This window comes from Citrobacter sp. GW821-FHT07H02 (genome assembly GCF_059418505.1).
The window spans coordinates 79,114-97,975 of record NZ_JBWKPZ010000003.1; the positions used below are offsets into that span (position 1 = coordinate 79,114).

Below are 18,862 nucleotides of genomic sequence, written 5' to 3' on the forward strand. Positions count from 1 at the left end.
CATTAGCCAACAGCATATATCACTCCGTTGAAATAGACAAAATTCAATGAAAATCAAATAAATAAAGATTGAAACTATTGCATAGTTATCGATTTACAGCACCTGTTGCAGGCGATTAACAAGCTCCGCCAGGCTTCCGGCCTGCATTTTTTCCATCACCCTGGCGCGATGAACCTCCACGGTGCGAACCGCAATATTCATCACGCTGGCAATTTCGCGATTCATCAACCCTTTCGCGACCAGCGCCGCCAACTCGCCCTCTTTTGGCGTGAGTTGTTGGTAACAGAGGATAATGGACTGCCGCGCAAACGCCGACGCCGACACCACCAGCGCATGTTCCAGCGCAGCCTGAAGGGGTCCGGCAGACACCGGTTTTTGCAGGAAATCGACCGCCCCGCGCTTCATCTGCTCCACCGCCATCGGGACATCCCCATGCCCGGTGAGAAACACGACGGCCAGCGTACTGCCTCGCTGGCGCATCTCTTCATGCACGCTCTGACCATCCAGCCCAGGCATCCGCATATCCAGCAACAGCACACCGGTTTGTCGCAAGTCCGCCTGTGCTAAAAAACGGCCGCCATCGTTCCAGCAACGAACCTCGTAACCTAAACTCTCCAGTAAAAAGGCACATGCGTCTGTCACTGCCACATCATCATCCAGCAGATGAATGATCGCCATCGCCGCTCTCTCCCTCATTTTTTCTGAAATGCAATATGACAACCGCCCCCGTCTGACCATCAGGCGATGTCTGGTTCGAAATGCTAATTTCTCCCTGGCCGTAACGTACCAGCCGCTGGCAGATAACCAGCCCTAAGCCCATCCCTTCTTGGCGGGTGGTCACGAAGGGCTGAAAAGCCTGATGAAGTACCGCGTCATCGATTCCCCCCGCATTGTCCCGCAACAGGATATACATCGAGTGGTTGCCCTCTTCAGCCTCTAACCACACTGTCGTCGCGCCCGCCTGAGCGGCATTGAGGATAAGATTCGCCAGAACCTGTTCAAGGAGCATCGGCGGCAGCGTGAGCGTCAGTGCAGGATCCACATCGGCGTGTAACGTCACCGTCGGGAAATGCTGCGACATGCGTAACAGCTGCCAGACGTGAGATATGGCGTCGCGAATGCCGGTAGCCTTCCACTCTTCGGTCAGGACCGGGTTTCCCCGCGCCTGGCTGACCCAGTGGCGCAAATTGCGCAACGTATCCGCGCCGCGCTGGGCCTGGCTGTCGATATGTTCCAGCGCGGGTAACAGCGGGTGTTGCGGATCCTGTTTGCGTAAACGAATCAGGCATCCTTCGGCATAATGACGGATCGCCGAAAGCGGTTGGTTTATCTCGTGGGCAAACCCGGAGGTCATCTCGCCGAGAATACTCATTTGTCTTGCCGTTTCGAGGGCCTGCTCTTGTTGATGCAGCAGCACATTATTGCGTTCTAGCTGTTTCCCCCGCCGTCGAACCAACAGCATGACCCAGATGTAATTCAGGGTAAGCAGGAAGAGGATAATCGCCGCCCCGCCCATCGCCGTCTTATGCTGAATGAGCCAGCTTTTCACATCCAGCCATAAACGTCGCTGCTGCGGATGCTGGCGCACCTCGCGCAGCAATGCTTCAACCTGGCTGGTCGAGGCAGGCGCGCCCCAGTGATACGGGGCGGATTCCGGGGCGTTGAATAACGCGCGGGTAACGCGATCCGCAAGGGTATTACTGACGGACGACAGTGCCGCAAACGACCAGTCAGGATAAAGCGGAGTGCTGGTTAAACAGGGGATCGATGCGGGATGGTTGAGTACCGCCACAAAATCGTCTTTGTGAATCAGCCCTTCCTGGTCCATTTTTTCCAACAGGCACACCGGTACAATCGCGGCCTGCACCGCTTTTTCTCGTAGCAGATACACCACCGCATCGCCGGGGAAACCGGTAAAACGTAACTGCAGATCGCGCTCCGGACGCAGTCCCGCGTCGCTGAGGGCTTTATACCCCAGCAAATACCCGCCGAAGGCCTGGGCATCAATGGCGCCAACCGTTTTACCGATCAGGTCGTGAACGCCGTTGATGCCGCTGTCACGCCGCGTCAGGATCACGCTGCCAATCACATTTCCCGCCGTCTCGCTCCCACGCAGCGAACGCAGCGAGGCCAGCCAGCGTAACGGGGCGTGACTATTGAGTTGCACAAACTGCGCCGGGTTTGTAATCACAAACTGAATCGTTCCGCGATTCACCGCTTCCTGCATTTGGTGCAAGTCTAACGGTTGAATATGGAATTGTTCGTCAGGCAGTTGCTGATTCAGCATCGTCACCAGCGGTTGCCAGTGATTGCGCGTTGAATCTTCCCCTCGCATCGCCAGAACGCCGATATTCCACATCCCCGCCCACGCGGGATTCATTAATACCCAGACGGATGCCAGCACCGTCAGGTACATCGCCACTTTGCCTTTCACCCAAGAATCCCTGTCATTTATGTTGTTTTAGATCAACAACAAGCCGGGTATGTGGTTAACCACAATAGAGTTGCCCCCGCCGCGATTTTTACACTGTAAATCATCAAGATTCTTTATACATAGCACGCAAATCAACGACATGACCAATGTTTAGTGGTTACATCGTGACGGGAGAAAATATGGACAGCAGTAAACGGCAGTTTCTCCAGCATCTCGGCGTCCTGACCGCAGGCGCCTCTCTGGTCCCCCTGGCAGAGGCGAAATTTCCCTTCTCACCGGAGCGGCATGAAGGCTCGGCGCAACACCGTTATGCCATGCTGGTCGATCTGCGCCGCTGTATTGGCTGTCAGGCCTGTACCGTCAGTTGTGCGATTGAGAACCAGACGCCACAGGGGGAGTTTCGTACGCACGTCAACCAATATCAGGTCAGGCTGGAAGGCGAGCAAAATGTCACTAACGTCCTGCTTCCCCGCCTGTGCAACCATTGTGATAACCCGCCCTGCGTCCCGGTCTGTCCGGTGCAGGCCACCTTTCAGCGAGAGGATGGCATTGTGGTAGTGGACAACACACGCTGCGTCGGCTGCGCCTACTGTGTGCAGGCGTGTCCCTATGACGCCCGGTTTATCAATCACGAGACGCAAACTGCGGATAAATGCACGTTCTGTACGCACCGACTGGAGGTTGGATTGCTCCCCGCCTGCGTTGAATCCTGCGTCGGCGGCGCCCGGATCATCGGGGATATCAAGGATCCAGACAGCCGGATCTCGCAGATGCTTCACACTCACCACGATGCTATCAAGGTACTGAAACCGGAAAACGGCACCTTGCCGCACGTATTCTACCTGGGCCTGGATGAGGCGTTCGTCACGCCGCTGATGGGCCGCGCACAACCCGCCCTCTGGCAGGAGGTTTAAATGTCGCATTCACTGTTAATCGAAGAGGTGCTGACCCGGCCGCAGGAAGTGAGTTGGCTGCCCTGGGCTGTGCAATATTTCTTTTTTATTGGCATTGCCACCTGTGCGGCACTGTTTGCCTGCTATCTGCACTGGCGTAAGTCTGACGACAGCGCCTCTCTGGAGAATCTGACGCTGCTGATTGCCCTGACCTGCGCCATCACCGCGCCGTTGGCGCTTACCGCCGATCTCCACCAGACCGCCCGCGTCTGGCATTTTTATGCGTATCCTACCCCCTGGTCCTGGATGCCCTGGGGCGCCGTATTCTTGCCGCTGTTCACGGGTTTTTTGGGTCTCTGGTTTGTGGCGCAGCACATCAAGCGGTTAACCAACAAAAGTTACCGCCTCACGAAATGGCTGGCGCTGGCCAGCGCGTTGTCCGCCGTGGGATTACTGATTTATACCGGGCGCGAAGTGTCTGTGGTGCAGGCTCGCCCGGTCTGGTTCAGCTACGCCTTTCCGGTGGCGATGCTCTTCAGCGCCTTTCAGGCTTTCTTCGCGCTCCTGGTTGTCGCCAATCACCGCGACCCGCGATTACAACGACGCCTCGCGGGCGGACAGTTCTGCATGTTGTTGGCGCTGGCGCTCGTCGTGGTGATTTGGGTGAGCAGTGACACGCTTTCGGGCGTCGCGCTCCGCCAGTGGATTGACGTATCGCCCTCCGCCCGTCACTACGCCATTGGCTGGGTCGCCTTATGGCTTCTCACTCTCACCTTGTGCGCCATCGCAATGCGTAAACCCTTATCGTACACATGGCGCGTCAGCCTGGCGTTAAGCGCAATGGCACTGTGCTGGCTAATGCGCTGGACACTGCTGATTCAGGTACAGACCATCCCCAAATTTAACGCGCAATTTAACCCGTATTCGCTGCCAGGTGGGAACGACGGCTGGCTGGCCATCGTTGGGACTTTTGGTTTGTGGATTGCGCTTATCATCATTGTTCGTGAGGTGCTTAACGTGTTCACCAGGAGATTACAACATGGCTAATTTAACCCGTCGTCAGTGGCTTAAAGTGGGTCTTGCCGTGGGCGGCATGGTGACCTTCGGCCTCAGTTACCGTGATGTGGCAAAACGCGCGATTGACGGTCTGCTGGACGGCACATCCGGTAAAATTACCCGCGATCGGATCTTTGGCAATGCGCTGATCCCCGAAGCACATGCTGCGCCGCACTGGCAGCAAAATCCGCATCAGGTGATCTCCATGACGCAATGTTTCGGTTGCTGGACACAGTGCGGCGTGCGGGTTCGGGTCGACACCCAACAGGGCAAGGTGCTGCGTATTGCAGGTAATCCGTATCACCCGCTTTCACATGAACACCACATTGACGCCGCCGTCCCATTTGCAACGGCAATGGAGCAACTGGCGGGTGAACATGGGCTCGACGCCCGTTCCACCGCCTGCGCCCGTGGCGCCACGCTGCTCGAAGGTTTATACAGTCCGCTACGCATCCTGGTGCCAATGAAACGCGTGGGAAAACGAGGAGAAGGGAAATGGCAACGCATCAGTTTTGAACAGCTGATCGAGGAGGTTGTCGAGGGTGGCGATCTGTTCGGCGAGGGACACGTCGACGGCCTGCGTGCCATTCACGCCCCGGACACCCCCATTGACCCGCAGCACCCCGGTTTTGGCCCTAAAAGTAATCAACTGCTGGTGACCAACACCAGCGATGATGGGCGCGATACTTTCCTGCGCCGCTTTGCCCTCAACAGCTTCGGCAGTAAAAATTTCGGTGCCCACGGCGCGTACTGTGGCCTGGCATACCGGGCGGGTTCTGGCGCGCTGATGGGCGATCTGGATAAAAACACCCACGTAAAACCCGACTGGGAAAACGTCGAATTCGCCCTCTTTATGGGCACCTCACCGGCGCAGTCCGGCAACCCCTTTAAACGCCAGGCCAGACAGCTTTCCAGCGCACGCTTACGTGATGATTTTCGCTATGTGGTGGTCTCTCCGGCACTGCCATTAACCACCGTGCAGGCCGACCCTCGTGGGCACTGGCAGTCTATTTTGCCGGGCAGTGACTCGGCGCTGGCGATGGGCATGATCCGCTGGATAATCGAAAATAAACGCTATAACGCCGCGTACCTCGCGCTCCCCAGCGCGGCGGCAATGCAGCAGGCTGGCGAGAAAAGCTGGACCAACGCCTCACATCTGGTGATTACCGATGAGATCCCAACCCTTGCCGGACAGCATCTGACCCAGGCGCACCTGAGTTCTGAGGGCAGTGCCGATCCCATGGTTGTCAACGAATCGGGCGAGATGGTTGCGGCAACGGCGTGTCAGCAAGCCCAGCTGTTTGTCACCCGCCAGGTGACGCTGGCGGACGGTCGTCACGTGACGGTAAAAAGCGGGTTTCAGTGTCTGAAGGAGTCCGCAGAAAAACTGACGCTCAGCGAGTACAGCCAGCAGTGTGGGGTTTCACAAGAAAACATGGTGGCCATGGCAGACGCCTTTACCGGTCATGGCCGTAAAGCGGCCGTGATTACCCATGGCGGAATGATGGCGGGCAATGGATTTTACAACGCCTGGGCCGTGATGATGCTCAACGCGTTGATTGGCAACCTCAGCCTCGAAGGCGGCGTTTTTGTCGGCGGCGGTAAATTTAATGGCGCAACCGATGGTCCCCGCTACAACATGGACAGTTTTCCCGGCAAGGTGAAGCCGAAAGGTCTGAGTATTGCCCGCAGTAAAACCGCCTATGAATCCTCCGAAGAGTACCGTGACAAAGTGGCTGCCGGGAAATCCCCTTTCCCGGCAAAAGCGCCGTGGTATCCGTTCGTGGCAGGCCAGCTCACTGAATTACTCAGCTCTGCGCTGGAAGGTTATCCCTATCCGCTGAAAGCCTGGATTTCCAATATGACCAACCCGTTCTATGGCATTCCGGGATTGCGGGCGGTCGCCGAAGAGAAGCTCAAGGATCCCCAACATCTGCCGTTGTTTATCGCGATTGATGCGTTTATGAATGAGACGACAGCGCTGGCGGATTATATCGTGCCGGATACCCACAACTTTGAAAGTTGGGGATTCAGCGCACCGTGGGCGGGTGTCGCCAGTAAAGCCACGACCGCTCGTTGGCCTATTGTTCCGCCAGCCACCCACCGCGCGGCAGACGGGCAGCCCGTATCGATGGAATCGTTCTGTATCGCGGTGGCGAAACGGCTGCATCTGCCTGGATTTGGCGACAATGCGATCACTGATACGCAGGGCAACAACTACCCGCTGAATCGCGCAGAAGATTACTACCTTCGCGTCGCCGCCAATATTGCGTTTATGGGCAAATCGCCGGTGGCCGAGGCCACTCAGGAGGATGTCACGCTGACCGGCGTAACGCGTATTCTGCCGGTAATTGAACAGACGCTGAAAGCCGATGAAGTGCGCCGCGTCGCCTTTGTTTACTCGCGCGGCGGTCGTTTTGCGCCGGAAAAAAGCGGTCGGGTGGATGATCGGGTCGGCAACGCCTGGGAAAAACCGCTGCAAATCTGGAATGCGAGTGTTGCTGCACATCGTCATGCCATCACAGGTGAACGCTACAGCGGCTGCCCGGCATGGTATCCGTCGAGGCTGTCGGACGGGCGTTCGGTGGATGAACTGTTCCCCGTAAAACAGTGGCCGTTCAAACTCATTTCCTTTAAGTCCAATACGATGGCGAGCGCATCGGCGGTGATCCCGCGTTTACTCCACCTTAAACCCACCAATCTGGTGGCGCTCAACCCGCAGGATGGCGAACGTTACGGACTCGCCCATGGCGACGTGGCGCGCATTACCACGCCTGGCGGTGAGGTGGAAGCGCACATCAGTCTGCTCAGCGGCGTAATGCCGGGCGTGATTGCCATTGAGCATGGCTATGGACACCGGGAAATGGGAGCAGCACAGCATACCCTGGACGGTGAACCGATGCCGTTTGATGCACAGATAAAATCGGGAATCAACCTGAACGATTTAGGGTTTGCCGACCCGACCCGTCAGGTGAGTAATACCTGGCTGGACTGGGTGTCGGGCGCGGCGGTTCGCCAGGGATTACCGGCGAAAATTGCGCGGGCCTGATCCGTGTACCGGATGGCGATATCGCCATCCGGTACAGAACCTGTCAGTTATTGACCGGGATCACCGCACCTTTATATTTGGTGCGGATCCAATCCTGAATCGCCTGAGAGTGCAGCACGTCAACCAGCGCCACAATATCCTTCTTCTTCTCATCGCCGCGATGCACGGTAATGATGTTGGCGTACGGGTTATTTTCGCCACTTTCCACCGCAATCGGATCGTGTACCGGATCCAGCCCGGCATCGATCGCGTAGTTGGCGTTGATAACCACCGCGTCACCTTCGTCATTGTTGTACATCTGCGGTAGCAGCGCCGCTTCAACGTTTGGCAGGAACTTCAGCTTTTTCGGGTTATCGACAATGTCGCTGATGCGGGCAGACACTTTATCCACGCCAGGCTTCAGTGTGATCACCCCTTCTTTTTCAAAAATCGACAGGATACGCCCCTCTTCAGAGACCGCATCACGCATGATAATTTTGCCGCCTTCCGGCAGGTCTTTCAGCGATTTGTATTTCTTCGAGTAAATACCGATCGGCTCAATATGAATCGCCCCTGCGCTGACAAAATCATAGGTTTTATCCCCCGCATGATCCTTCAGAACGCTGTTCAGATAGGGAATATGCTGGAAATAGTTCGCATCAATCTCGCGCCCAGCCAGCGCGGTATTGGGCAGGATGTAATCCTGGAAGGGTTGGATCTTCAGCTCGATCCCCTGCTTTGCGAGGATCGGTTTCGCCTGCTCGAGAATTTCAGCATGCGGAACGTTCGACGCACCAACGGTCAGGGTATCTGCCCAGGAGGCAAAGCTCAGGGCGCTTAAGGTTGCGGCAGCGAGTAATGTCAGTGTTTTTTTCATGATGCAGGTTTCCCTATTTTATTAGCGTTTATCGAACAGTGATGTGATCACATCGCCGCAGAACTGGATGATGAAGACGATGAGCAAAATGGTCACCGTCGCCACCAGCGTGACGTCGCTGTGGTTGCGCTGGAATCCTTCCAGATAGGCCAGATTCCCTAAACCGCCTGCGCCAATCACCCCTGCCATCGCGCTGTAGCTAACCAGCGCAATCAGCGTCACGGTGATCCCGGACACTAACGCGGGTGATGACTCAGGCAGTAAAACCCGAAAAATAAGCGTGGCTGGACGCGCGCCCATTGAGCGCGTAGCCTCAATCACCCCCTTGTCGACCTCGCGAAGCGCGATCTCCACCAGGCGCGCATAAAAAGGCGCTGCGCCGACAATCAGGGCGGGAAGCGCCGCGTTAGCGCCAAGAATGGTCCCCACTAATGACTTGGTGAATGGAATCAGCAGTACAATCAATATGATGAACGGGATAGAACGAAACACGTTCACCACAAGGGAGATAGCGCTATAGAAAGCGCGATGTTGGTACAGCCCGCCGCGAGCGGTCAGGAACAATGCCAGCCCCAGAACGATGCCAAGCGCAAAGGTGGCAGCCCCTGAAAGCGCAGTCATGTAGAGAGTTTCCTGGGTTGCCGCCCACAGTTGCTCCCACCGGAGGTGAGGAAACAGCGTCTCAGCCATGTTGAATCACCTCGCTTTCAATCCCACTGCGTCCCAGATCCGCCAGAATATTGTTCAGTTGCTCTTCGGTTGCCACGACATGCAACCAAAGTTCCCCAAACACGCCGTGTGCGGTTTGCGTCATCTTGCCGTGCAAAATATTGAAAGGCAGGCCGTAGCGCAGGGTCAGCTCCCCGACAATCGGTTGATGCGTACTGTGACCGGTGAAGGTCAACTTAATCACCGTGCCGCCCAATTCACTCGCCAGTAAAGGATTGAAGGCATCGTCCTCGGCATACTGGTTGACCTGACGGACAAACTGTCGGGTGATCGGCTGCTGCGGATGGGTAAAAACGGTCAACACGTCCCCTTCTTCCACCACCCGGCCATTCTCCATCACCGCCACGCGATCGCAGATTTTGCGTACCACGTGCATTTCATGGGTAATCAGCACAATCGTCAGTTGGAAGCGACGGTTGATATCGAGTAACAGATCGAGAATTTGATCGGTGGTTTGCGGGTCCAGCGCCGACGTGGCTTCATCGCACAACAATACATCCGGACGATTTGCCAGAGCCCGCGCAATACCCACGCGCTGTTTTTGCCCACCGCTTAATTGAGACGGGTACGCATTTTCGCGCCCGGTTAAGCCAACAAGTTCAATCAATTCCGCCACCCGGGTTTTGATCTTCGCCTTTGGCGCGCCGGCAATTTGCATCGAGAAGGCAATGTTTTCGCTGACAGTGCGCGACCACAGCAGATTAAAGTGCTGAAACACCATGCTGATTTTTAGCCGCGCCTGGCGCAGGGATTCCCCTTTAGCCTGAGAGATAACCTGCCCATTGATGGTGACGCTGCCAGCAGTCGGTTTTTCAAGCCCATTGAGTAAACGAATCAACGTGCTTTTCCCGGCTCCGCTGTAGCCAATGATTCCGTAAATTTGCCCCTGTTCAACCGTCAAATTGACGTTATCCACGGCGGTGATCGTATGGTTGCCGGGCGTAAACACTTTCGAAATATTTTTCAACGCGATCATATCGTTATCGTATCCGCTGCTGCTGATGGTTATCCTGCCAGTGCCTTTCGCTGTTTAGCAGTATGGATGTCCAAATGAGTGTAATCAGAGCAGATACGCTTTAAAATGATTAAAAAAGAATTTGTTATAACTTCAGAGAATAAATGTCATCGTGCGAGCGTAAATTCAGACTTTGGCACTATTTTTGTAATGCTAAAGCATAAGATTCCCACTGTTGCGCAACACTTTTGCCTCCTGGAGGGTCAGTCTTCACGCGGGTATTAACGCTCTAATAACAATTTGTGGTGAAACTGCACAGAAGATTTTTGAAACGCTGTTTTTATTTTCCTTTTGGATAAACTTCAGCGTATAATGCGCGCCAATTGTCTCTTGAATGGTTTCAGCAGATTGCACTATAAAACTCAACGACTAACATTATCCCCTTCCCGTTGGGCTGAAACACGAGCACACATTCTTCTGCACGCTCCTTCGATGTCACCTATCCTTAGAGCGATGTATCACCACTTTCGCAACACAGGTTTAGCTTCTTGGCCGTGCGCCCCTGAAGCCAGATTTCCATATCCTTCTCAACTTAAAGACTAAGACTGTCATGAAAAAGACGAAAATTGTTTGCACCATCGGCCCGAAAACCGAATCTGAAGAGATGTTAAGCAAAATGCTGGACGCGGGCATGAACGTCATGCGTCTGAACTTCTCTCACGGCGATTACGCAGAGCATGGTCAGCGTATCCAGAACTTGCGCAACGTGATGAGCAAAACCGGCAAAAAAGCCGCTATCCTGCTCGACACGAAAGGTCCGGAAATCCGTACCATCAAGCTGGAAGGCGGTAACGATGTTTCTCTGAAAGCGGGCCAGACCTTCACGTTCACTACCGACAAAACCGTAGTCGGTAACAACGAAATCGTTGCTGTGACTTACGAAGGTTTCACCACTGACCTGAGCGTTGGTAACACCGTTCTGGTTGACGATGGTCTGATCGGCATGGAAGTTACCGCGATCGAAGGTAACAACGTTATCTGTAAAGTACTGAACAATGGCGACCTGGGCGAAAACAAAGGCGTTAACCTGCCGGGCGTCTCTATCGCACTGCCAGCACTGGCTGAGAAAGACAAACAGGATCTGATCTTCGGTTGTGAGCAAGGCGTTGACTTCGTTGCCGCGTCCTTCATCCGTAAGCGTTCTGACGTGGTTGAAATCCGTGAGCACCTGAAAGCGCACGGCGGCGAGAAGATCCAGATCATCTCCAAAATCGAAAACCAGGAAGGCCTGAACAACTTCGACGAAATCCTCGAAGCGTCTGACGGCATCATGGTTGCTCGTGGCGATCTGGGTGTAGAAATCCCGGTTGAAGAAGTGATCTTCGCGCAGAAGATGATGATCGAGAAATGTGTCCGCGCGCGTAAAGTGGTTATCACCGCAACGCAGATGCTGGACTCCATGATCAAAAACCCACGCCCAACCCGCGCAGAAGCAGGCGACGTGGCTAACGCCATCCTCGACGGTACCGACGCAGTTATGCTGTCTGGCGAATCCGCAAAAGGTAAATACCCGCTGGAAGCCGTCTCCATCATGGCGACCATCTGCGAACGTACCGACCGCGTAATGACCAGCCGTCTGGACTACAATAACGACAGCCGTAAACTGCGTATCACTGAAGCCGTATGCCGTGGCGCAGTCGAAACTGCAGAAAAACTGGAAGCTCCGCTGATCGTTGTTGCGACCCGTGGCGGTAAATCTGCACGTGCAGTGCGTAAATACTTCCCGGATGCAACCATCCTGGCGCTGACCACCAATGAAACCACCGCGCGTCAGCTGGTACTGAGCAAAGGGGTTATTCCACACCTGGTGAAAGAAATTGCCTCTACGGATGATTTCTACCGTCTGGGTAAAGAAGTGGCTCTGGAGCTGGTTGACCGTGGTCTGGCACAGAAAGGCGACGTTGTGGTCATGGTTTCCGGTGCACTGGTACCAAGCGGCACCACCAACACGGCATCTGTTCACGTGCTGTAATAATTCCTGTGTGAATTAATTTGTTTAAAAAGCGCCCTTGTGGCGCTTTTTTTATTTTATCAATAGCCACTATTAATAAAAAATCAAATCGGATTTCGCTATCTAATTACTGATTATCTAAGATGAATCCGATGGAAGGATTCTGTTTTCACTCAGTTTTTTAGACGATTTCGCTCAATTCGGTGCTTCTTTGAGCGAACGATCAAAAATAAGTGCATTAGCATCAAAAAAATATTCTCAACCTAAAAAACTTTGTGTAATACTTGTAACGCTACATGGAGATTAACTCAATCTAGAGGGTATTAATAATGAATCGTACTAAACTGGTACTGGGCGCGGTAATCCTGGGTTCTACTCTGCTGGCAGGTTGCTCCAGCAACGCTAAAATCGATCAGCTGTCTTCTGACGTTCAGACTCTGAACGCTAAAGTTGACCAGCTGAGCAACGACGTGAACGCAATGCGTTCCGACGTTCAGGCTGCTAAAGACGACGCAGCTCGCGCTAACCAGCGTCTGGACAACCAGGCTACTAAATACCGTAAGTAATAGTACCTGTTAATAAAATGGCGCACATTGTGCGCCATTTTTTTGTCTGTGATTCACCCTTCCCTGTTACTGCGTCACACGCTGCTCCGTATCATTCCCCGCTTTTCCATTCTGCGCAGAATCAACCGTTGAGACATTATTCGCAACCGACGTCTGACTGGCGGTTACGGCCACAGGATATCCCGCACGACGATACAACGCTTTCTCTACCAGCCCATGATCCACGCTCTTGTCCGCTTTGAACTGGCTAAAACCCGCTGGCAAGACATAGGGCATGGTTTGTACGTTTTGTTCTTCTTCCGGCGACAGTGGCCGGTGTACTTCTACATAACGTATACCGTTAGGCTCAACGGAGTATTTCACCGGTTCGTTGATCACTTTGACCGGCGTTCCTGTTCTGACCTGAGCAAACAGGGCCTTAATGTCAGGCGCATTCATGCGGATGCAGCCGGAACTCACTCGCAGACCGACGCTGTCCGGCGCGCTGGTGCCATGAATGAGATACTCTCCGTGACCATGCGCCAGACGCAGCGCATAGCGTCCCAACGGGTTATTGGGCCCGGCCGGGACCACGGGCGGCAGCGTAATACCACGCTCCAGAGAACGCTTACGAATGCCCGGCGTCGGTGTCCATGTCGGGTTAGGAATCTTCTGGCCGACACGGGTTTCCATCACCGGCGTTTCAAGCCCCTGCAACCCAATACCAATAGGGAACACCTGCACCATGTTCTCACCTGGCGGATAATAGTAGAGCCGCAGTTCCGCCAGATTCACAATGATGCCCTCGCGCGGCGCATCCGGTAATAACAATTGAGAGGGGATTGTAATCAGCGTTCCGGCTTTAGGAACGGGAGCAATAGTGTTATTCGCTTCCAGGATCAGCATCGCGGCGGTATCGAAACGCCGGGCAATCGCCTGTAAATTCTTATCGCCTTCCTGAACGGTGTAGGTTTGATTTTGCCCAACCAGACGACTTCCTGCTGGCGGTAATGGATAATCCACCGCCCAGGCTGCCTGTAAGGCGCTGTAAGCGCCTAAAAGTGTAATAGTGATGAGAGACACGCGTTTCATACCCAAACTCCTGTATTCACTGGCTATGAGCCAGAAGGCTGAAAGTCCGACAAAGCAAAGCACCGCCTTGCCTAACAGGATGAAAGCTGTCTATTGAGTTTAGCCAATAGTGGCGGCTTTGGTGCGGATAGCGCGTATCATTGCCTCCAGCCCCTGTGAACGGGAAGGTGTCAAATGCTGCGCAAGCGCCATTTTTTCAAACCACGGTCGCACATCAAAATTCACAATATCCTGGGCGGTCATCTGGTCGTACAAAATGAACACAACGCCGATAAGCCCCTTCACAATTGCCGCATCACTGTCGCCCTGCAACTCAATAATGCCTTCAGCATTCTGACGCATAACGATCCATACCTGACTCTGACACCCTTGAATGCTGTTTTCGGGGTTACGATCCTGCTCCGTTAATTCCGGCAGACGCTGTCCCAATTCAATGATGTACAGATACTTCTCTTCCCAATTATCGCAACGCTGAAAATTACGCAACAATTTTTCTTTATCCGGTAGCGCGGCCATAGTGTCTCCCTGTTACCCCAGCAGACGGTGAATACGTGTCAGCCCTGTCGCCAGGCGATCCACTTCTTCATGGGTGTTATACATTGCCAGCGACGCCCGGCACATGGCAGGAACGCGATAGAACGCCATCAGCGGCATCGCACAATGATGCCCGGTACGCACAGCAATGCCGTAGTTATCCAGAAAACTCCCCACATCATAGGCGTGATGTTTACCGAGATTGAATGCGATAACGCCAAGCCGATTATCCGGGCCGTACAACGTCAGTTCCGGCACCTCAGCCAGTTGCTCCAGCGCGTAGTGCATTAAATTCTGTTCATACTCGCTGATGTTCGCGAGCCCCAGCGCTGAGACATACTCTATTGCCGCGCCGAGTCCGACGATGCCGCCGGTATTTGGCGTGCCCGCCTCAAAACGCCAGGGGGCTTTCGCCCATGTGGTTCCCTGCGTCAGGCTAACAGTGGCGATCATCGACCCGCCGCCTTCCCACGGCGGCATTTCCTGCAACAGCGCCTCTTTGACATACAACACGCCGATGCCTGTCGGCCCATACAATTTATGCCCGGAGAAGACATAGAAATCGCAGTCCAGCGCCTGCATATCGACCTTGTGATGCATCACCGCCTGTGCGCCATCCACCAGCACTTTCGCACCGTACTGATGTGCGAGCGCAATCATTTCCGGCAATGGATTCTCCGTCCCCAGCACATTGGAGACGTGCGTAATCGCCAGTAGCTGCGTATTGTCGTCAAACAGGGTGTCCAGAACATCCAGTTGCAACGTACCGTCCTGGTTTAGCGGGATCACCCGCAGTTCCGCTCCGACGCGCGAACAGAGCATCTGCCAGGGCACGATGTTGGCGTGGTGCTCCATCTCGCTGATAATAATGTTGTCTCCGGCGCGTATATTGCTGTTGCCCCAACTGTTAGCCACCAGGTTAATGCCTTCCGTTGTGCCGCGAACAAACACTAATTCTTCGGCGGATCGGGCATTAATAAACAGCGACGCCTGCTTGCGTACGTTTTCCATTCTTTCCGTGGCCTGCGCACTCAGCGTGTGAATACCACGATGGACCGCCGCATAGCCGTGTCGATAAAATTCGGCCTCAGCATCAATCACCTGATTGGGTTTTTGCGCACTTGCCGCGCTGTCCAGATAGGCCAACGGCATACCATTGACCTCACGCGTCAGGACAGGAAAGTCCGCCCGTACTTTTTCGATGGAGAAACTCATGCTACGCCTCCCGGCAGGCGAAGACCTATTCGCGCCAGCACCTGTTGTTTGAGCACATCATCACCGAGAACTTCCGTCAGCTCTGCGGCAAATGCATAAAGGATCATCTGTTGCGCATCCTGCTGCCCAATACCCCGCGAGCGCAAATAGAACATCTGCTCATTATCGATACGCCCTACCGTTGCTCCGTGACTGCACTTCACATCATCGGCATAAATTTCTAATTGCGGCTTAGTATCGACTTCAGCGAGTTTCCCCAGCAGCAAGTTGTTATTGGTCATCTGTCCGTCGGTTTTGATCGCGTGCTGCGCCACGGTGATCACGCCATTAAAGACCGCCCTGCCTTTATCGCTGACGATGGTTTTATGCAACTGACGGCTGTTGCAGTAGCCCTTGTTGTGTTCCAGCCAGGTCCGGGTGTCACACACTTCATTTTTCACTGGCATCGCCAGACTGTTGATCCGAAGGGTGGTATTTTCGCCGTTAAGCTGCGTGCTGGTATTGTGGCGCAGCACGGCATCGCCTAGCAGGAAGCTGTGGCTGTGCGCGGTGGCATCGCCAGCCAGCCGAAGATCGTTATGGGCAAAATGATGGCTAACCGGGTTTTCAAACACCAGCTTGATGTGATGCAGATGCGCATTCGCACCGACATTCATCGTTAAGCGCGCCCCGGTGAAATGACGCGTGTCATCAAGGCTGACGTAGTGCTCAATAATCGTTGCCTCAGCGCCTTCGCCCAGGTCAAGGTGATGGCGATAATGTGCAGTATTCACTTCATCACCGTCCACGCCTTGCGTGATATGCATCAGCAGCAGTGGCTTCACAGGACGTTGATGGCGTTTCACGCGAATATGGCTGCCGCGTTGGGCGAGACTTTCGGTCAAATGCAGGAACACATCCGGCTGAATCGGGTTAACCCAGGTTTGCGGGTCATCATTGAACGTGACCTCAAAGCCGCTGTCTTCTGTGCTGTCACTCAGCGCCGGGCTAAATTGTCCATCGACAAACACCAGGCGAACCGCATCGATGCCTAATGCCAGCGCCTCGCATTGAGCCGGGGTTATCGCAGCAACGCGGCTGACAAAAGTGCTGTTGGTCAATCCTTCAAGCGGTGTGTATTTCCAGTTCTCATGCTTACGCGTCGGCAATCCCAGACGCAGCATCTGCTGCAGATGCTGCTGTGCATGTTCTGAACGCGATTCTCCCTGCGCTTCAAACAGGCGGTGCCATTGTTGCAGCACGCTACTGCTGTTCGCTAAGCCAGCCATATCCCTGCTCCTCCAGTTGTTTGACCAGAGTGAAATCACCGGACTTCACAATCCGCCCCTGATACAAAACGTGAACATAATCAGGTTTGATATAGTCGAGTATGCGCTGATAGTGGGTAACGATAATGAACGCACGTTTCCCGTCACGCAGGGCGTTGACCCCATCGGCGACAATTTTTAGCGCATCAATATCCAGCCCGGAATCAGACTCATCAAGGATGCACAGTTCCGGCTCCAGTACGGCCATCTGCAGAATGTCATTACGCTTTTTCTCGCCGCCCGAGAAACCCACATTCACGGAGCGGGTTAACAAATCTTCCGGCATCTTCAGGAGCGCCATTTTCTCTTCCATCAGATCCTGAAAATCAAAGCGATCCAGAGACTCTTCTCCCCGGTAACTGCGCACCGCATTGAGCGCGGTTTGTAAAAAGAACTGGTTACTGACGCCAGGGATCTCCACCGGATACTGGAATGCCATGAAAATCCCTTCTCCCGCCCTCGCCTCCGGCGACAGTTCAAGAAGATCTTTTCCTTTAAACTCTACCTGCCCCTGGGTGACTTGATAATCTTCACGTCCGGCAAGCGTAGCGGATAAGGTGCTCTTTCCGGAACCATTAGGCCCCATAATGGCGTGCACCTCTCCAGGACGGATCTCAAGATTCACGCCCCGCAGGATCGCGTTATCTTCAACACTGACCTGTAAATTTTTAATGCTTAACATGAGCTTTCCTTATCCAACGCTGTGTTCAAGGCTAATCGCCAGTAATTTTTGCGCTTCAACCGCAAACTCCAGCGGCAATTCGGAGAAGACATCCTTACAGAAGCCGTTGACGATCATGGAGATGGCATCTTCTTCACTGATCCCGCGTTGTAGACAGTAAAACAGCTGGTCTTCACCAATGCGCGAGGTGGTCGCCTCGTGCTCCAGTTGGGCGCTGTTATTTCGGCACTCAACATACGGGAAGGTATGTGCGCCGCAGTCCGTACCGATAAGCATGGAGTCGCACTGGGTAAAGTTTCGCGCGTTGGTCGCCGTTGGCATGATCTTCACCAACCCGCGATAACTGTTCTGGCTATGCCCTGCGGAGATCCCTTTCGAGATAATGGTTGAGCGGGTATTTTTGCCGATGTGGATCATTTTGGTGCCGGTATCCGCCTGCTGATAACCGCTGGTTAAGGCGACGGAGTAGAATTCGCCGATGGAGTTGTCGCCGCGCAGAATGCAGCTCGGGTATTTCCAGGTGATGGCCGAGCCGGTTTCAGACTGGGTCCACGACATCTTGCTATTTTCCCCTTCGCACAGCGCGCGCTTCGTCACAAAGTTCAGAATCCCGCCGGTGTTGTTATCACCGGGGAACCAGTTTTGTACCGTGGAGTATTTCACTTCAGCGTCTTTGTGGATGATCACTTCAACGACCGCCGCATGCAGCTGATAGCTGTCGCGGACCGGCGCAGAGCACCCTTCGATATAACTCACGTAGCTCCCTTCCTCCGCCACCAGAATAGTGCGTTCAAACTGGCCGGTTTTTTCCGCATTAATACGGAAATAGGTGGAAAGCTCCATCGGGCAGCGCACGCCTTTCGGTACATAGATAAAGGTGCCGTCAGACGCCACGGCAGCGTTAAGTGCCGCAAAAAAGTTGTCATTCCCCGGAACCACAGTCCCGAGGTATTTCCTCACCAGTTCAGGGTGATCGTGAATCGCTTCGCCAAAAGAGCAGAAGATGATGCCCTGTTCCGCCAGTTTTTCACGGTAGGTGGTGGCCACAGAAACGGAGTCAAAAATGGCGTCCACCGCCACATTGCTACCTTCATGCACCGGCACCCCTAACTGGGCGAAAGCATCCTCCACCTCTTTGCTTAAAAAGGCATTCGCGCCTGTCTGCTGTACCGCGCCGGGTTCAGAGGCGCAGGTGTCGTCGCAGTTTCCGCACGACGGGGCTGAGTAATAGCTGTACTCCTGATAATTCAGTTTGTCGTAATGCGCTTTGAGCCAGTGCGGCTCCTCCATCTCAAGCCACGCACGAAACGCGTTGAGGCGAAATTCGAGCATCCATTCCGGCTCATGGCGTTTTGCAGAAATGGCGCGCACCACCTCTTCATTAATGCCTTTTCCCAGCTCGTCAGTTTGCAACTGGGTGAAGAACCCCTCTTTATAGTTGAGGTGTCCACCCGTCCAGGTTTTGACATCGTCGGTTGCTTCAGTATTACGAGACATAGTACCG

The 18,862-nt window shown here is 54.2% G+C and carries 17 protein-coding genes; 6 read left to right on the forward strand and 11 right to left on the reverse strand.

Translation table 11 applies throughout. From position 1 onward, the window contains the following. Nucleotides 1-93: 93 nt before the first annotated feature. On the reverse strand, nucleotides 94-678 hold the full coding sequence (gene ttrR, locus AC07NP_RS05600; protein ID WP_494659822.1) for a tetrathionate respiration response regulator TtrR: 585 nt from the start codon (nucleotides 676-678) through the stop codon (nucleotides 94-96). Then, nucleotides 653-2,416: a tetrathionate respiration histidine kinase TtrS gene (gene ttrS / locus AC07NP_RS05605; RefSeq protein ID WP_494659984.1), complete on the reverse strand. Its 1,764-nt coding sequence runs from the start codon at nucleotides 2,414-2,416 to the stop codon at nucleotides 653-655. The genes ttrR and ttrS overlap by 26 nt, the downstream gene beginning before the upstream one ends. Before the next feature lie 197 nt (nucleotides 2,417-2,613). Here ttrS and ttrB point away from each other — a divergent pair, with 197 nt between their 5' ends. Genes ttrB through ttrA form a run of 3 tightly spaced genes read left to right on the forward strand, consistent with a single transcriptional unit; the run spans nucleotide 2,614 to nucleotide 7,432 of the window. Continuing rightward, complete coding sequence (gene ttrB, locus AC07NP_RS05610) at nucleotides 2,614-3,348, forward strand: tetrathionate reductase subunit TtrB (RefSeq protein ID WP_494659823.1); 735 nt, start codon at nucleotides 2,614-2,616, stop codon at nucleotides 3,346-3,348. Further along, nucleotides 3,349-4,374 carry a tetrathionate reductase subunit TtrC gene (ttrC, locus tag AC07NP_RS05615; protein ID WP_494659824.1) on the forward strand — a complete coding sequence of 342 codons (1,026 nt, stop codon included), beginning with the start codon at nucleotides 3,349-3,351 and terminating at the stop codon, nucleotides 4,372-4,374. It begins immediately after the preceding gene. Continuing rightward, complete coding sequence (gene ttrA / locus AC07NP_RS05620; protein WP_494659825.1) at nucleotides 4,367-7,432, forward strand: tetrathionate reductase subunit TtrA; 3,066 nt, start codon at nucleotides 4,367-4,369, stop codon at nucleotides 7,430-7,432. Before ttrC ends, ttrA begins: the two co-directional genes overlap by 8 nt. A 43-nt stretch (nucleotides 7,433-7,475) precedes the next feature. Here the strand turns inward: ttrA and AC07NP_RS05625 are convergent, their stop codons facing one another. Genes AC07NP_RS05625 through AC07NP_RS05635 form a run of 3 tightly spaced genes read right to left on the reverse strand, consistent with a single transcriptional unit; the run spans nucleotide 7,476 to nucleotide 9,993 of the window. Beyond that, a complete protein-coding gene (locus AC07NP_RS05625; protein WP_203357978.1) occupies nucleotides 7,476-8,288 on the reverse strand; it encodes a MetQ/NlpA family ABC transporter substrate-binding protein in 813 nt (270 codons plus the stop codon). Between the two features lie 21 nt (nucleotides 8,289-8,309). After that, entirely contained in the window at nucleotides 8,310-8,978 is a 669-nt protein-coding gene (locus AC07NP_RS05630) for a methionine ABC transporter permease (RefSeq protein ID WP_494659826.1), read from the reverse strand. Further along, a complete protein-coding gene (locus tag AC07NP_RS05635; RefSeq protein WP_494659827.1) occupies nucleotides 8,971-9,993 on the reverse strand; it encodes a methionine ABC transporter ATP-binding protein in 1,023 nt (340 codons plus the stop codon). The genes AC07NP_RS05630 and AC07NP_RS05635 overlap by 8 nt, the downstream gene beginning before the upstream one ends. 351 nt (nucleotides 9,994-10,344) lie before the next feature. Here AC07NP_RS05635 and ynhH point away from each other — a divergent pair, with 351 nt between their 5' ends. The 3 genes from ynhH (at nucleotide 10,345) to lpp (ending at nucleotide 12,549) form a co-directional block, all read left to right on the forward strand. Further along, nucleotides 10,345-10,575 carry a protein YnhH gene (ynhH, locus tag AC07NP_RS05640; protein ID WP_494659828.1) on the forward strand — a complete coding sequence of 77 codons (231 nt, stop codon included), beginning with the start codon at nucleotides 10,345-10,347 and terminating at the stop codon, nucleotides 10,573-10,575. Nucleotides 10,576-10,582: 7 nt separating this feature from the next. Further along, nucleotides 10,583-12,004: a pyruvate kinase PykF gene (gene pykF / locus AC07NP_RS05645; protein WP_203357981.1), complete on the forward strand. Its 1,422-nt coding sequence runs from the start codon at nucleotides 10,583-10,585 to the stop codon at nucleotides 12,002-12,004. 308 nt (nucleotides 12,005-12,312) lie between these two features. After that, complete coding sequence (gene lpp / locus AC07NP_RS05650) at nucleotides 12,313-12,549, forward strand: murein lipoprotein Lpp (protein WP_001082307.1); 237 nt, start codon at nucleotides 12,313-12,315, stop codon at nucleotides 12,547-12,549. Nucleotides 12,550-12,615: 66 nt separating this feature from the next. On the opposite strand, the gene ldtE is transcribed toward lpp, so the two are convergent. The 6 genes from ldtE to sufB form a co-directional block, all read right to left on the reverse strand. Continuing rightward, complete coding sequence (ldtE, locus tag AC07NP_RS05655; RefSeq protein ID WP_494659829.1) at nucleotides 12,616-13,620, reverse strand: L,D-transpeptidase LdtE; 1,005 nt, start codon at nucleotides 13,618-13,620, stop codon at nucleotides 12,616-12,618. Between the two features lie 99 nt (nucleotides 13,621-13,719). Then, complete coding sequence (gene sufE, locus AC07NP_RS05660; RefSeq protein ID WP_203357983.1) at nucleotides 13,720-14,136, reverse strand: cysteine desulfuration protein SufE; 417 nt, start codon at nucleotides 14,134-14,136, stop codon at nucleotides 13,720-13,722. A 12-nt stretch (nucleotides 14,137-14,148) separates the two neighbouring features. After that, a complete protein-coding gene (gene sufS, locus AC07NP_RS05665; RefSeq protein WP_494659830.1) occupies nucleotides 14,149-15,369 on the reverse strand; it encodes a cysteine desulfurase SufS in 1,221 nt (406 codons plus the stop codon). Beyond that, a complete protein-coding gene (sufD, locus tag AC07NP_RS05670; protein WP_494659831.1) occupies nucleotides 15,366-16,637 on the reverse strand; it encodes a Fe-S cluster assembly protein SufD in 1,272 nt (423 codons plus the stop codon). The genes sufS and sufD overlap by 4 nt, the downstream gene beginning before the upstream one ends. Beyond that, nucleotides 16,612-17,358: a Fe-S cluster assembly ATPase SufC gene (sufC, locus tag AC07NP_RS05675; RefSeq protein ID WP_203357986.1), complete on the reverse strand. Its 747-nt coding sequence runs from the start codon at nucleotides 17,356-17,358 to the stop codon at nucleotides 16,612-16,614. The genes sufD and sufC overlap by 26 nt, the downstream gene beginning before the upstream one ends. Before the next feature lie 9 nt (nucleotides 17,359-17,367). Further along, complete coding sequence (sufB, locus tag AC07NP_RS05680; RefSeq protein ID WP_494659832.1) at nucleotides 17,368-18,855, reverse strand: Fe-S cluster assembly protein SufB; 1,488 nt, start codon at nucleotides 18,853-18,855, stop codon at nucleotides 17,368-17,370. Between the last annotated feature and the right edge of the window lie 7 nt (nucleotides 18,856-18,862).